This is a genomic window from Paenibacillus mesotrionivorans (assembly GCF_046098205.1).
Lineage (GTDB): Bacteria > Bacillota > Bacilli > Paenibacillales > NBRC-103111 > Paenibacillus_AR > Paenibacillus_AR mesotrionivorans.
In genome coordinates this window covers 178317-195290 of the sequence record NZ_JBJURJ010000010.1, presented here as the reverse complement: position 1 = coordinate 195290, position 16974 = coordinate 178317, and the positions used below count along the sequence as shown (strand labels likewise).

At 46.7% G+C, this 16974-nt stretch carries 5 protein-coding genes; all 5 read left to right on the top strand.

Features of this window, described 5'->3' with window-relative positions:
• Positions 1-166 precede the first annotated feature (166 nt).
• The 5 genes from ACI1P1_RS16610 to ACI1P1_RS16590 all read left to right on the top strand — a co-directional run bounded on the left by ACI1P1_RS16610 (position 167) and on the right by ACI1P1_RS16590 (position 16937).
• Positions 167-910, top strand: a complete 744-nt coding sequence (locus ACI1P1_RS16610; RefSeq protein WP_416217590.1) for a YggS family pyridoxal phosphate-dependent enzyme — start codon at positions 167-169, stop codon at positions 908-910.
• A gap of 227 nt (positions 911-1137) precedes the next feature.
• Positions 1138-2784 (top strand): clostripain-related cysteine peptidase, encoded by a 1647-nt coding sequence (locus ACI1P1_RS16605; protein ID WP_416217541.1) that lies wholly within the window; start codon positions 1138-1140, stop codon positions 2782-2784.
• Positions 2785-2811: 27 nt separating this feature from the next.
• A complete protein-coding gene (locus ACI1P1_RS16600) occupies positions 2812-9633 on the top strand; it encodes a hypothetical protein (RefSeq protein WP_416217540.1) in 6822 nt (2273 codons plus the stop codon).
• 3 nt (positions 9634-9636) lie between these two features.
• Positions 9637-15327 carry a hypothetical protein gene (locus tag ACI1P1_RS16595; protein WP_416217539.1) on the top strand — a complete coding sequence of 1897 codons (5691 nt, stop codon included), beginning with the start codon at positions 9637-9639 and terminating at the stop codon, positions 15325-15327.
• Positions 15324-16937, top strand: coding sequence for an S-layer homology domain-containing protein (locus tag ACI1P1_RS16590; protein WP_416217538.1), 1614 nt, complete (start codon positions 15324-15326; stop codon positions 16935-16937). The genes ACI1P1_RS16595 and ACI1P1_RS16590 overlap by 4 nt, the downstream gene beginning before the upstream one ends.
• Positions 16938-16974 lie beyond the last annotated feature (37 nt).

The window sequence follows — 16974 nt, the reverse complement described above, 5'->3', positions numbered from 1 at the left end:
TATAAATATTGTTATAATTTGATTATATTACTAGACAAATGGTTTTCAAGTGTAAGATAAATGAGCATATGGACGGCTCTAATTGCCCAGTTATGGATGTACCTAAACGGTCCATACCTTGTTAAACTAACCTTTACAGAGATGTAGAGGAAGGAGACCGGGAATGATGAACCATTTTGTGGAGGAAAATCTCAAAAGGGTCAGAGAGCACATGGAAGCGGCCTGTGCCAGGTCGGGGCGTCGGCTGGAGGATGTGAAGCTGCTGCTCGCCACCAAAACGGTAACGCTGGAAAAGCTGCAAATGGCGATGCAGGCCGGGGAGGTGCTGTTCGGGGAAAATAAAGCCCAGGAGCTCCGGGACAAATTCCCGCTGATGCAGCAATACAACCGGGTAGAATGGCATTTCATCGGTCATTTGCAGACGAATAAGGTGAAGGATGTAGCCAAATATGTGACGCTCATTCATTCTGTTGACCGGTTGAAATTGGGACAGGCTCTGAACCAGCAGCTTCTGAAGGAAAACAAAACCATGGACATTCTGGTGCAGGTCAATACGTCTTACGAGGAGAGTAAATTCGGAGTTCCGCCCGAATCCGCTCTGGAGCTGGTGGAGCAATTAGCGGCGCTGGAGAGGATCAGGATTAAGGGACTGATGACAATCGGGAAGTGGAAGGGAACGCCTGAGGAGACACGGCAATGCTTTCGGCTGCTGAAATCCATACGGGATCAAATCCGGGAGAAGGACATCCCGCATGTGGGGACGGATGAGCTTTCCATGGGAATGTCCGGCGATTTCGAGGCAGCCATTGAAGAGGGCGCAACAATTATTCGTGTGGGAACCAAAATTTTTGGAGAGCGGTACTTGCCGGACAGCTATTACTGGAATGAAAATATACGCGGGAATGAGTAACCATCAGCCCTTCCGGGCGCCTGCAGCTCTTTCAATTAAGGAGCCGTGCTTCGAGCTACACGAAGCACGGCTCCTATTAGCGTTGGATACCAAATTTTAGCTGCACGTGTGAACTTAAAGATTTCTTTAACTTTCTCACAGGGGCTAATCCGCCATGATACAGTAACGGGATAGGATAAAATCCGCTAATAGAAGAGCAAATATGCAGCTTGAAAGGTCGGAATTTGATGAAATATATCCGAATGGCAATCTTTTTGTTGCTTCTTCTTTTTGCAGCATCTCCATTGGCAGCAGCACAAGGCTCAAGCTATGCTGAAGCGCTAAACCGCTTGGGATTGTTCAGTGGAACGGAGAATGGATACGAGCTTTCGAGGGTGCCTACCCGGGCAGAATCCCTTGTGATGATGCTTCGTCTGTGGGGGAAGGAAGAAGAACTCCTGAAAAGCACCTACAGTAATCCATTTCTCGATACTGGCTGGGAAGGTCCCTATGTGTCGTATGCCTATGCACAGGGTGTAGTGAACGGAATCAATGAAAATCATTTTGGCGGTGAGCAGCCAACCTCTCTTACCCAATATTGTGCAATGGTTTTACGGGTTTTGGGATATTCCGAGTCAAAGGGCGACTTCACCTATGAAACCGCTGTAGCTTTTGCCTCGAGGGTTTTAGGAATAGACCTTACAGAAGGAGCCGAATTCAACCGGGGCACTCTTGCCAGAATAAGCAGCTATGTGTTAAACACAAGACCCAAAAACCAGCTTGCGACACTAGGCCAAATCCATAGTGAAGCAGGTATTTTTACAACACAGGGCTTAAACGAGGCAAGGTCGCTCTGGGAGCAGGATAAACAGGTGGAGTCTTCGACGGTTTTAATCTATGCCGTGGGTTCTGACCTTGAATCACAGCAGGGCCGGCTAACGGCTGACCTGGAAGAAATACTTCGCGGCCAGCCAAGCAAACATACAAAAATCCTGATTCAAACAGGTGGAACGCTCAACTATCACAATACATATATGACGAATGGAGCAGCAGAACGTTTTGAGGTTAGCGGTGGCCAGCTTAAAAAGCACGAAGGCCTTATCCAAACCGCCGCATCAGACCCTGCAACACTGAGGGATTTTCTCGTTTGGGGCAAAGCCGCTGCACCGAGTGAGCGATACATATTGATTTTATGGGACCACGGGTATGGTACGATGGGCGGATTTGGGGCAGACGAGCTAAACGGACGAAAAACCATGAAGGTTTCGGAGCTTTCCGAGGCAATCGGTGCATCGGAGCTGTATTTCGACTTAATCGTCTTTGATGCATGTCTGATGGGCACAGTGGAAACGGCCTATGCTCTTAGGAACCATGGCAGCTATCTCATCGCTTCTGAGGATGCAACCCCTGCAGCAGGGCTGTATTATACGACCTGGATCGGTGCGATGGAGCGAAATCCACGAATTAGCACGGAAAGAGTGGGGCGGTTAATGTTAGATTCCTTTACCCTTCATTCGGGGCTTGAAGGTAATAGGGCAACAACAATGTCAATGATGAAGCTTTCGCAGGCTGAATCACTGGTTCAGGCAATCGAAGTGGCAGCATTCGATTCTCCACTGACAGAGCTTGCGAACCACTCCGAGCTATTAGGTAAAAACGAGGGGATATTTGACCAATATGATCTGATTGATATCATGGGCGAATCATCAGAGATCACTGCTGCAGCCCAAGCGCTTGCATTCGAAGTAAGAAATTCGGCAGGCTATAAAAATCGCAACGGCGTGGCGCTATATGTCCCTAACAGAAGAATCGAACAGACACCTGAAATGAAAGAAGAGCTAACAGCCATTGGCCTTAGCTCAAAATATATAGCAACTATTTTCAATAAAGATTAGATCGCGACTATACGAGGAGGTACTTTTATGAAGAAGATTGTAAGCTTGATGCTAGTCCTTTCGCTTCTAATATCAGTAGCGCCTGTTTATGCGAATGTGGCAACAGAGTACACGTATGTGTTTGGGGTGAAAACAGGAGGAAACGGCGACGGCGGAACAGGCGATGATATTTACATGGGCGTAAGCACCTATGAATCGGGAACAAACTCTGATCATGTAGCAAACCTTGGCGGCGCTGCAGCTTGGTCTGAATCACAACGTACATTTAAAATGCAAAATATACCACCCTGGAGAATGAATGAATTGGTTTTTTGGCTGGTGGGCAGCGACGACTGGTACGGAGAGTCTGTGGTTCTGTGGCTTCCTTATCTGGAGGGGAATACAAATCCGACACAGGCGAAGACCATTCGACTGGACACATGGACAAAAGATCGCGGCAGACTTTACCGTGATATTTCGGACGTAACCAAAAGAAAATTCACAGATATGGGTTATGTTGATGCGCTTGGGGGAGAGTTTTATCTGGATGCCAATTCGTCAGGCTCTGAAAGCGCACAATGGAACAAATATGTCAGGGATCAATATGGTCACTATGACATTATGCAATATGAGGATGCTCCGGTTTTCAGCTATAGCGTTTCGGACGACGCGGTAGGCAGGGATTGGCTAACCTTCCAGGAGCCAACCAAAACAAAAACGTTTCAGTTGGATATTGACCGCAAGAAGCTTTACGATCAAATGGTTGCACAGGACAAAGCAGAAATTTCGCTAACCTACAGGGTGGCGCTGCTTGCCCAGTCTACCCATGCTGAAAGCCTTGGGGGAACCTTCGCCCATACAACCTCAGGAAACCCCGAAGTTAAAACCTATTTAACAACAAAGGTAGGGCAAGAGGATTACTATTATAAGGATGTAACGTATACGTTTTATCGCAGCATCTATGACCTTGGAAACCCCGATATCAGCCAGACGATTACCTATTCGCCCAGCACGGACAATAAATATGTAAACCGTAAATTTACAGATATTACGATCACAGCCGAGGCGGTTTCCATACATAAAAAAAGCATGACGCAGGAAGTGAAGACGGAGCTCATCACAAACCTTCAAGCAACCCCTGTGCTGTATCTTGGAAACAGCACGGAAACACCCCTTGCTAACCTTACCATGACCAAGCTGCAAGGCAATGACGGAAAACCAAACGGCAAGCTTCAGTTTACGGGAAAAGTGCCGATGGATGTCAGCGCAGTTGAAAGCGAGGGTGTAAGACTGCAGCTTAACAACGTGTCTACCCATTTAATGAAAAATGGGCGGGCGCAGGCCTATCAATTGGAAAATCCAACGCCAGAATCCGCAACCTCCCAAAGCTTTTATTTTTCAACTCACAAAGTGGACACCAAAACCCCAACCATAAGAGTGACCGACGCGAATGGAAATGACCTTGTGGGGGCAAATTCCATTCAAAACAATATCAGAAAGCTGCATGAGTTTTATATGGTTTCAAGCGAAACCCTCTATCCGGAGGGGAATGTCGCCCACACCACCTCGAATCAAAACTATTTTAAATATGAGCTGTACAAGAAAACCAATGATTCCTATGAACCTGCAATGACAAGAATTAAAAACTTTGACGGTACAGGAAACAGAACAACGGTGACTGCACCTATTAACACGCAAGTGTTAAACGGAGTTAGCATAAAGCTCAGTCCCATCGATCCGACAGAAGGCGAATTTAAGCTTCGGCTTTATGGATGGGATAAAGCTGACAATCCGCTGGGCGGAGATGCCGGATACGCAGAGATTGAACATATCAAAATCGATAGCCTGGCGCCGCGAGTGACCATTCACGAAACGGTACAACCGCAGGATGCGCAGCTTCGCAAAAGAAATGACTATCGTTTCGAAATGAATGACCTGCAACAAAGCAATAACGGCTGGTCAAGGACGTATTATACCTTTATAAACGGAGCAGCGGCGCCATCTGATACTCCAATCGATCAAATTGAGCCTGTATCAGGAGAGATCGCTTCCACTCAAGGAATGTGGGCATTTGTAGACTCAGAAGGTGACAGCGCAACGGCTATGTTATCCATTCCAAAGGGTGAGAACTTTGACGGAACGCTCTATTATTTCACCGTAGACTCACTTGGCAACGATTCAAGAAACGAACAAGCGTCAAGATACTATAAAAGACCTGTGCAGATTTTCAATGGAAATGTTGCCGACACCCTTATTACGGAGGATTTCAGCCTTCCAAAGCCACGGTTTGATATCCGTTTCGACACAAGTGATCCAAACCTTGAAACAAGCTATAGATGGATTGCCCATCCCAGCAATACCTGGTCGCCCACCTTTACACAAAACCTACGGGTTTATAGTGGACAAGATGTTGGTGATGCTTCACAGCGTAATGCTGCTAATGGAAGAATCATCACGATGCACGAAAGATACATCCTTGAATATACGGTTACAGATAAACCATCTGGAAACACTGCCGATTTTTCAAGAGTATATTATTTTGACTCCGAGTACCCCGAAATCAGCTATACCGTCGGAAGTCAGCATGATCTTTTTAAATCATCCCATCAATTTACTGTAAAGGTGACAGATGACAGCGGAATTGCAAGTGCATTTTACTATTTATCCAGGCCAGACACAGATATTAGAATCGAGGATACGCCAAACTATCCTTTGACTCTGACACCTAACAGTGAAAACATAGCAGAGGTTAATCAAACCTTGACCATGACAGGGCTTCCGTCAGGTGCGTACAGCATTGTTGTTGTTGCACAAGACCCGCATGGCAGAGAAAGAAAAAAGGTTTCTCCCTATTTTGGCATGAGGTCAGGACCAGCGAAGATTGATGAATTAAAGCATACCCAACCCAAGACGTTAAACGGAATGGGGACAACAACGGATGGAACCTATAAGGTCTCAGCTATTTTGAGTGAACCGCATAAATCATGGACGATTGATAGCACGAAGAAATATCAAAACCCGGTCTATTATGCAACAACGGACGGTATGCCCACAGATAACGGCGTTTTAGTGCCTACGTTTACAGCGGGCAATAACTTTGGCGGATATTATCTCTTCACACTCGACACACCTGTGCCGCTTCAAGAGGGTGTCAACACCATCTATCTTCAGTTCGGGCTTATCAATTATCCTGCTGATGAAAAACCTGAGTTTCTGACAGAAGCAAGACCGGTCACCATTCTTTATGATAGCCAAGCACCAACCTTTGAATTGCCGGACTATAGCACCATTCAGCCAACAAACGCATCCGTGACAGCCAGAATAGCAGCGTATGATGCGGGTACAGGAATCAGCAAGCTGACAGTGGAGCCAAAGGATGCAGACATAATCACGGTTTCTCCCTATACCAACGGCGGATTCACAGTAACGATCAGCGAAAACATAACAACAAATCTCATCCTGTCCGATGAGCTTGGAAATCGTGTTTTGGTTCCGGTTTCCGTTTCTAACATTGACAAAGCGGCTCCATCTGCCCTTGCAACAAGTGAAATCGTGGCAAAAGGAGCAAGGCAGGATGGTACGATCACTGTTGATGTTTCGGACAAAAGTGACTCAACCGTTTCATTCGCACTGATTAAGGACCCCGAACAAAACCATATTCTAACAGAGGCCGACTATGCGTTGTTCCGTTCAAGCCCATCTGTGGACGTGCACAGCAGTCCGGCAGTCGTTGATGGCGAAGGGAACCTACAGAAAACCTATACCATCAATCTGAAGGGGCTTAGCGGCACCTATGCAATTGGGATCAAGGCTGTTGACACATCCGGAAATGTGACGGAAAAAGTATTCTTTGACTCCAAGCTGGAGCTGGTTGATGCCCAAGCATCCATTGTAAGGGTTAGCGCAAACCCTACAACAACCAAAACCACCGCAACGGCTTCCGTTTATTTTAACGTCCCTGTAACCGTAATGCCTTACGCGCCTGTAGAGGGTGATGTTGTGGGGGATATGGCAAGGTCGAACCTTCTTCATACCGGACTGTTAACAACATCCGCTGATTATGGCATGGTCTATGATGTTGTTGTTCAGAACAATAATCCCATCAGTCTCTATGTTCAGGACGAGGTTGGAAGGGATAAGGTTTTACAATTCACACCGGATGTTGAGTTTGTTACAGGCTTCGACATTACGGGGCATGTAGAGAAAAATGGTCAAACCATCCAAAACGGAAGGTTTATATCCTATAACCAAGACGACACGCTTTATTATGTTGTCGTTCCCAATCCAGCGTATTCGGGGCAATATTTCTTTGTTGAAAACGCAGCGTATTCCGGATTAGAGCTGCATACAGAGCTGAGTGTTCCTGAGCCTTCATTTACAGAGGTAGAAGGAAGAACAGCGTATTCCAAGCTTGTTTTTAACGCGCTAAGGGATGGCACCGTGACCAAATCCGTTTATTTCGAGGCATACACCACAGAAGGGATGGAAGCGGACCGGATGGAAGGGGAGTATGCTGCCATTACAGTCGTTGACGAAACGGCTCCTGTTGTAAAGGTGGACTATTCGAATACGGAGTTAACCAACCAGAATGTGTTGGCAAAACTGGCCATATCTGACCCGGAAAGCGGAATCCTGTCCTTTGAACGTTCGTATGACGGCATCAGCTTTAGCCCGGTTGACTCTATGGTTTCCCATACCGAAACCTTCGAGAACAATGCGACGGTATATTTCAAGGTGACCAACAAAGCAGGCATGGTAACCGTTGAACCCGTCACCGTTTCAAACATGGATAAAACGCCAATCGAGCTGGACAAACATTACACGGTTGAATACAGCTATGAAAACTATCTGGGAGATTGGGTTCCCATCAAGGAAGGAAAAGCCTATAGAAGGGTTATGGCCACGCTCAAGTTTACCGGCGGCGGAAAAACTCTTTCTATGACAAACAACAACGCGGCACTCTCAAGGATTCTGACTCAAGAGGTGAACACCTTCACCTTTGAGTTCAAGGATCAAGCGGGAAACACAGGCTCTCATAAGGTTAGCTATGACCAATTTGACAACACAGCCGGTCAAACCTCCTATGTGTTATCGAACACATCCAGGACCAACCAAAACATCTTCGCGACCATCACGTTATCGGATGATTCAGGTGAAATCGCATTTGCCGAGGTGAAGAAGGGCGATGTGGTGTACCCGTTCAAGGGTGAGCCCCTTGAAAATGAATATGTCGTGGAGCTTGACAGCTCAGGCATTTATTATGTGACAGCCTATGACAATGCCGGCAACCGTTGGACGACTCCAATCACCGTTTCAAACATTAACAAAACGGCGCCAACGGCAACCGCAAAGACGTACAGCACGCTTCCAACCACACTTACTGCGCAAAGCGTGAATGTGGAGCTGACACAGTTTAGCAAGGATATCAAAACCATAACAGTCACCGGTGTAGAGCCAACCGGAAGCCTGACTGCCAACGATATCGTGCATATTCCCGGCACAAAGGCTGTCCGTTTTAGAAAGAATGGCACAGTGACCATGTTCTTTGTTGACGACTATGGCAACCAGGGACATGAGGTGATTACCATTTCGAATATTGTATCCACGCCGCCGCGGATCGAAGCACTTGCAGCATTAGCAGAAGATAAGCTGAGCGTGAATGTCACATTTGACCAAATCCGTGACGCTGACGGTGTTCCGTTGGACATTCTCCGAAAGCTGACAGACCTTACCGTGTCTTATCGTGGATATGAGCATGCACTTTTAACGGAGGTAAAGGACGAAAATGGCGTTGGGTCCTATAAAAATACGGTGATCAACGTAAACACCAACGGGGAGCATGTCTTTCTGGTTCGGGACCCGGCAGGCATCACGCAAAAGATTCTTCTGACGGTTGAAGGCATTGAAGTTGGAACACCGGCCGTTAGGGAGGTTCGTTGGACCTATAAATATCTGGAGCAAAACCAAAGCGGCGAATGGGTAGAAAAGGAGCATCATAACAAGATTATTGTTGGTGAGGATACATCCGGAAAAGAAAAAGGATATGTTGTGGGAATCGACAAAAACCCGGCAACGAACCAGAATGTGAATGTCACCGTCATCACGGACAAAGACGCCAGGTTCGTGGGCGGAAACGATCCTTGGGAACAAGAGAAGTCCATGAACTACCGGGAAAACGGACTTTACAATTTTAACCTTGAAGGAAGAACAGGGGCCTATACCTCGTATGGTGTGAACATCGGACTAATCGACAAAACGCCTCCTGTGTTAAAGCTTAAAAACGGCGAAGAGCTGATCTTCATCGAAGGAATGACGCCTAACAAGGATGCCTCCATTGCCTATGACAAGTCAAAGCTTCTGGACTTCGAGGCGTGGGACTCGGTTGCCGGTGATAATGTTGATCTGACAAACCGGGTCACCATAAACTACGGGGCAGGCGGGAGGGTGTTTAACCCTGACAGCATCTCAGCCAATGAATTTGTCCGCTCCAATCCGTACTATATCGACTATACAGTAAGAGATGATGCCGGAAATCAAACCACCCTTCGCCGAACCGTTCGCCTTGTGGGGCTTTATGACACCATAGCCCTTGTTAACGGAGTGATGCCGGACAGCTCCAATACTGCAACCGTTCTTGGAAACAAGGTTGAAATTTCGCTGAAGAACTTTTCCGGAATCTCGTATGCACGTTATGAAAAAGGGATTTTAACACAAGGTCAGATGAAAACAAAAGGAACGGTGCTTCGGGAGAAAAACGGAGTGTATACCATTGAAAATGTCCCGAACGGTTGGTACACCGTATATATCCAAACGGATAAACGCGACTATTTCAACATTTCTGTATATGTTTCGAATCAAGGAGGGAAATAGGCAATGACGATTCATAGAACAATGAAACGCAGCATAGCTGCAATTCTATTTCTATCTATGCTATTCACTTTTGCAAGTTTCCCTGTTCGTGCAAATGCCAGCAGTGCGGATTATTCCATTGCGAACGAGTTTATGAAGTATTCTATAAATTCTAGAACGGGTGGTTTTTCAATTGAAACCACGGACGGTCATCCGCAAAAGGCCTTCGACAACAATATTCCGCTGCTTTATCGGGAGGATACGGCAAGGAGCAATGGCACATCTTTTACCACCGTTCGCATTGACGGCAAGGATTATATTTTCGGTCAGGAATACGGCTGGTTTGGGATCGATACCAAGCTTCATGAGCCGGTGGTTTCAGAGCAGAACAGGCTGTTAACCATTGATTGGGATATCAAGGGTTACACCATTACGCAGAAGGTGTCCATCTCCATTGATCCTAACAACTCGAGGGCTGGAAACATTGGTATTTCCTATGATGTGAAGAATAACAATGCCAAAGCCGGAACGGTTGGGATTCGTCTTCTTCTGGATAATGCACTGGGTTCAGCAATTGATTCCCCTTATGTGTTGGTTGATCCAACACAACCCACAATCGTTGAAACGGAATATAGCGGTACAAACCTTCCCCAGCAAATCAGATATGTGGATTCTCTTTCCGCTTCGGACAAAATGGCGTATGCCCTTTTGTCCGGCTGGAGCGGCAACAAAGACGTAAACGTGGATAAGGTGATTGTGGGTCACTGGGTGAATCTTGCAAACACACGATACGATTATACGCCAAACCCCAGTGTTGACTTTACCAATTATTCCAACAAATATTTGGTTCCCGACACGGCAACGGCTTATTATTGGAACGAAAAATCAATTGGACCAGGTGAAGGCAGAATTTCCGAGATGCTCTATGGGATCGGCAACTTCTCGGAGCAAACACAAAAGGAGCATGTTTCGATTGGTATCCAAACCGAAAATGTTCTCTTGGCTGCCGACAAAAAAGCATATGAAAACAACGGGACTTTTAAAGCAACGGTAACCATTGACAACAGTGTTTCGGGAGCAAGAGAGCTCCTGGAGCCCATTGTGAGGCTTAGCCTCGATGAGGGGCTGGTTTTTGCAGCAACGAAAACACGGGAATACACGGTGAAGATTTCGGGCGGTCTTAACATTGGAACGGTATTTGATATTCCCAATGTGGAGATTATTGCAGAGACTCAGTCCATGATTACATCCAAACGGATGGTCGTTTCCTTAAACGCCACAGAAATTATTGATTCCAGCACCCATAAGGTAGTGGATTATAGTGCCAATACGAACATTCTGATTCCTGCAGTGGAAGGAAAGCTTCCGGAAGTCTCCATGAAGCATATTTTCCCCGCGTCCGTTTATTATGAAGGCGACAAGAATATCACCGTTTCTGGCGATATGAAGGTTTTGGCCGGGGCCCTTTCGGGAAGTAACGGCTGGAGTCTTTATCTTGTTTCATCAGCAAGCGGTGAGGCTGTTTTGATTGACAAAAGAAAAATAAGCTTCATTGAAGAAGGTCAAACCCTTGCATTTTCAACGAACCAAACCATGGCAGTTGGCAAATATGACATTGAATTCAGATTTACAAATCAACAGCTGATCGATGCCTTTGGCACAAAAGTGAAAGCAGCCGCTACCTTGGATGTTACCAATAACGCAGCGGATAGAAGTGCAAGCTACGGTATTGTTTCGCTGGTCCGGTTTACAAACGCTGCTAACAACAGACAGCTGTATGACTATATTAGTTTTGCAAACGAAGATGCAATGAAAAAATTTGTATCCGGCGGCGTTAATAAAGACGGTATTCTTAACAAGGGCATCACATTCGAAGAAGATAAAACAGAAATTCTGTTGACCCTGCGCGGGAAAATCAGGCTGATGGATACGGGTAAAGAGAAGTATTACTCGGCCAGCAGAGCCGATGGCGACATTACCATCAACAATATCCTCACCTATGACAGCAACCAGGCCTTGAAGATGACAGTGGACAGCAATGGTGCAAAGCTGGAAGGCGATGGCACCATTAAAGTGATTAACTCCATTAATATTTGGCATAATAAGTGGTATTTTGAAGCCAAGAATGGAACCAAATTCAGCCTGAACCGGGAGGCTGTTTCCGAGAAGGAGGCTCAGGCTTTTGAGCTTCAGCTTGGCGATGCCGGTTCTATGCTGCAGAATATTGCGGGTTTTCTGATCAATATTAAATATGGTGTGATGACCCGGGATAAGGATGATTTTGGAATCAGCTTTGGCGGAAGGATTTCCATGCCGCTAAAAGCTGCTGACCCATCCAAGGGTGAGGAGCATTATGACTATAAAGGATCATTAACGGCAAACGTTGAAGATGTGCTGTATGGAAGTGACGGGAACGATATCGGCTTCCGCGGCATTAACACAACGTTGTCCGTTGAGCTGCCGAAGGATATTCTAGGACCGTTAGTCGGAAACGAAGCAGGTGTGAAGGCCGAAATCACCATTAATACCATTGAAGATATATATAGCATTAATGCCGGTGTTTCCATAACCATGCTGGAAGTAGAAGGGTCCTTGGCGCTGAAAAAGGTTCCGATTAACGAGGTTCCCAAAATGATGCTCGATAAGCTCACCTTCTTTTTGGCGCCATCCACAATGAAAATTCCTGTGGTTGCCCCTTATGTATTTATCACCGGTCTTGGCGGAGGGATCTCCAACCTTGCAGACACCGTTGCCGGAGACCCGGCCGGCGAGCTTCCGCCGCTTACCATCCATCTCCAAACAAGGCTCTTAATTAATGCCATTATTGTAGGCGACTTTAAGCTGGAGGCAAAGCTGTCCGGTCTTGCCATTGAGGGTACTGGCCGGCTGGCAAAGGACGAAGAGGGAAGGCTTTTGAATATCCGGGCGGGCATGAATGTGCAATGGATATCGCCCTTTCAGCTTAATGCCTTTGGCGACATCAGCATTCACGCCGGAGCCATTCGCGGTGGGATAACGATAAAAATCACGGAGGATTATTTTTACGGGTATGTTTACGCGGGGCTGTTCATTCCAGACTCCATCCCGTTTGTGGGGGGCAAGGAGCTGGCAGGAGTTGAGGCAGCTGTTTCATCTGACTTTGTTGGCGCAAACTTCAAGGTCATTGGGATAAAGCTTGGCTTTATCTATTATTGGAACGGGGACCTCAGCTTTGGCGGATCCATCGATCTGTCTTCAAGAGGAAAGGCTGTTCACTATGTCCACGCGGAAGCGCTGGACGAAAGCGGCAACCTTGTGCCAACCACCACGATATATGGATCGAATATGAGAAGACTCCCTACAAAGGCAGTGGCTGCAACCCGAGCGGGTAATGGTATTACCAAAGAGGTTAGTCCAACAACGAAGGATTCGCTCCTCTTTGAAATTCCGCTTCGCGGATTTGTCAAACCTTCTGCATCAGAAATTATGGTCACCAATCCGGATGGCATCCCATTGACAATGGTTGAAGATGATCATAACGGCAATGGAAACTATCTTGTTCAATCCTTGGATGGCGTTAATTATCTGTACATTTCTATTACTGACCCATCCCTTATTGTTCCTGGAAACTGGTCCATTTCCGTTGCAACACCTGAGGTTTATATCGATAACTTTGAAGTGAACAGTGTTGATTATATGCCTGAGCTTACAGGGATTAGCGCGTCTCACAGCGAAACTTCAAGCCGTGATATCAGCGTTTCCTGGACCACGGATAAAGAAGGCCAATATTCGGGTGCACTGAATGTCTATGTCACAAAAGACCCGTCCGTCATGCAAACCATCGAATCCGCGAACATTCAAGACACTTCATCACTAATTAGTATTGGCAACCTGGAGCTGAATCAAATTGAATCCGGCTCTCATGTGTTCACACTTCCCGAGTCCTTTCCTCAAGGGGACTATCATGTTGTTGCCATGCTTGTGAACCATCAAGGCGGGATGAGTAAAAAGATTACCTCATCCACCTTCACCTTCACAAATCCATTGCTTCCTCAGAAACCACAAGCTGTTTCTGCGGTCTACAATGGGGACGGCTATGTGAGGGTGGATATAACGGGCACTGACCCAACGGCAACACATTATCTCGTGGCGATCCAGGACGAGAATGGTGTTGAGGTGGAGAATTCCTTTGGCCAATTTAAGGCTGGCAGTGACATCATTCTCAAACCATTAGAAGAGCAAACAAACCGGCCTCTGTTACAGGAGGGCAAGACCTATGTTGTTCAAGCGCAGGCTGTCAGAATTGTAGAAACTCCGCTTAACCATGCGGAATATTATCGTTCAACCGAAATTGCAGCCTCGCCAAGCTTTGTTATGCCTTCCATGGATAAACCTCAGCTTTTAAGCGTAGAAACAAACATTAACCTATCCAAAGACCGCTATTATCTAAACACGGACCGGTTAGAGGCAACGTACACCTTCGACCGGCCTGTCAAAATGACCTTAAACCTGAACACGGAGGATAAAAACACACCTCAAGAGTTTAAGACGGTTTGGTCATTTGAAGAAAGTCTGGAAGACGGCCAGCAGCTGATGGACTTCATAGCGGTTGGCGAAAACCAGGATACCATCCAAGGCAGCAGGTCATCGGGTGCCATCGGGTTTACCGTGGACACCAAAGCGCCTGTGTTACTCCTTAACGAGGATGTTCAAAAGAGCCTTGACAAGGAGAACGTGGACAACACCGTCAGCAATCAAGTTGTTTTTGTTGGCCCGGCCTCAAGCTATCGCTTCCACGGTCTGACAGAACCAACCGCAACGTTAACCTTAGACGGCAGTTCAGACGGAATTGTTATCCATCCGGACGGAACATTCGTTGTTACTCGGAGCACCTCAAGCCAAAGCCCGGACCAAACCCTGATGCTTAAAGCGGTTGATGATGCCGGGAATGAAACGGTGGTTCAGGTTTATCTTGTGAACCGTGCATTGACGGAGTTTGAAAGCCTTACACTCATCTCTGATCTTGAAAGCTCCGAGGATCAGCCTGATTCCATCGAGCTTGGTTTAGGCGGCAAAACGGCGCTTTCTGTTAAAGCCCGCCGCACAGCTGGCGACACCGTTTTAGAAGCAAAGGACGTTGTGTGGCACGTTCTATATAATCAGAACATCATCAGCCTTTCACAAGACGGGACAATTGAAGCATTGGCTCCCGGCGAAACGGCAGTCAAGGTGAGCTATAGACTTTCCGCTTTTGAAGGTATGAATGGGGAGACGGTCTATAAGGAATTGTCGGACGTTATCAAAATCAGTGTAAAGGATCTTGGGTACCGTTACGAGGTCCGCCAAACACAAGGGTTCTCGTTGTACACCCTCTACACGGAAATAAACATGGGTAAGGCAACGGTTGTGATTGAAGGAAACAAACAAACGCTTTTTTATGACAACCGTAAGAAAGCCTACATTGGTTCCTCCAAGGGGCTTGTCACAGGCGAGCAATTAACGGCCAACCTTGTTTTTGAACCCACGGTGAAATCGCCTATTCTTCTTCGTGGAGATACCGATGGCAGCGGTGCAATTGATAAAAGCGACATTTCGGCAACACTGGATGCTATTCTGGACAATGTCTACAACGGGTTTAGTTCTCCAGATAGCTGGATGAGATCGGATAAAAACGGTGACGGCATTGTGGACATTGTAGATGCGCAGCTCACCCTGATGGAGGCACTCCAAAGATGATCAAATACTTGAAAAGCATTCTTTGCATCATGCTTCTATGGGCTGTTTTACCATCCTTTGCCTACAGCGCAAACGATGCCGCGGACCTTGGTTATCGTGTACACATCACCGTAACGGACAGCTCGGGTGCCTCCAAATCATCCTTTGAGGTTGGCGAAGAAATGTTTGTTACACTACGTCTTTCGTATACTGGCGCCGGAAGGGCGCCGGTATACGGATTCCAGGGAAAGCTGCAGTTTGATTCCTATGTTCTGAAGAATACTGGTGTTCATACGGAAAAGGATATTTCAATGAAATATTCCGACGGTGCCATCAACTATCTCTACCTGGATATGACCGCCAACGGAGCAGAGGATTCCATGCTTCCAAACATCGGAACGGCTGTTTTCCAAGCCAGAAACAATGGAACCTTCGACTTTTCTGTAGGCAGCTTCATTCTGACCAACAAGGATGCGACACATCGGTACATAGAGCCGTTTGAGGATGTGCAAATCGTGGTTGGCACTGGCATAAAGGAAGCCTCCAAATCCCTGCTCTATGAAGACATTGTGGCTGCAAAATCCTTGCTTGCTTCCGTTATCATTGCGGATAATCCCAAAACCATATATAGTCCGGACTTTTGGTATCCGACAAAAGCTGCTCAAGCATTGAGGAGTGTGATTGCCGAGGCTGAGGCTGTTTTGGATCAAGCAGATGCTGTGGCTTCGGAAATCTCAGGGGCAATAGAAAGGCTTGGCATTGGCGTTGCCAATTTCGAGAACTCCAAAATTATTGGTCCGAAGCGTTGGGCTGCCCCGGACGATAACGATAATTCTGCCGTTGTTGTTAAAGATCTTAAATATTTGGTTCGTGCTTCTGTTAAAGGCGGGAATGGCAAAATTGCCGAGGGTTTTGAAGCTCAAACGGTTCGTGCCACCACCTCTGCAACCATCCGACTGATTCCTGATGAAGGGTTTGAAACTGAATATATCTTCGTCAACGGTGAAAAATTTATAGGCCGCGACATTTACACCATTCCAGAGGTGAGCCGCGATACAACGGTTGTTGTGACATTTGCCAAGAAACCTCCGTTTACCGATATCGCACATGACGATTGGTTCTATTCACCGGTAAGGTATGTGTACAACAAGGGGTTATTCACGGGAACCACTGAAACAGAATTTAACCCCTCCGGGAACATGAGCCGGGCCATGCTTGCTACTGTATTATACCGGATGGAAAATCAACCAAATGTAGAATTTGCCGATGTATTCTCTGATGTTCAAAGCGGTCTCTGGTATTCAGATCCTATTATGTGGGCGAACCAAAGCCACATTGTTGACGGATATGGCGAGGGGATATTTGCCCCCAATGCTGCCATCACCCGCGAGCAAATTGCGGTTATGCTCTATCGGTACGCGAAGGGGAAGAATCCTGATCTTCCTGCCGGAATGTCAAGCCTCAGCTTCAAGGATGCACATGAAATCTCCGACTTTGCCAAAGAGTCCATTATTTGGGCGGTGTCCAAGGATATCATGAAGGGCAACTCTGATTTGACGCTAAATCCTGCCGGTCTTGCCACCAGAGCAGAGGTTGCCACTATGCTCCAAAGGTTTAATGAGTTAAATTAACGATTACAATGCAAATACCCCTTAGAATTGGAGAACC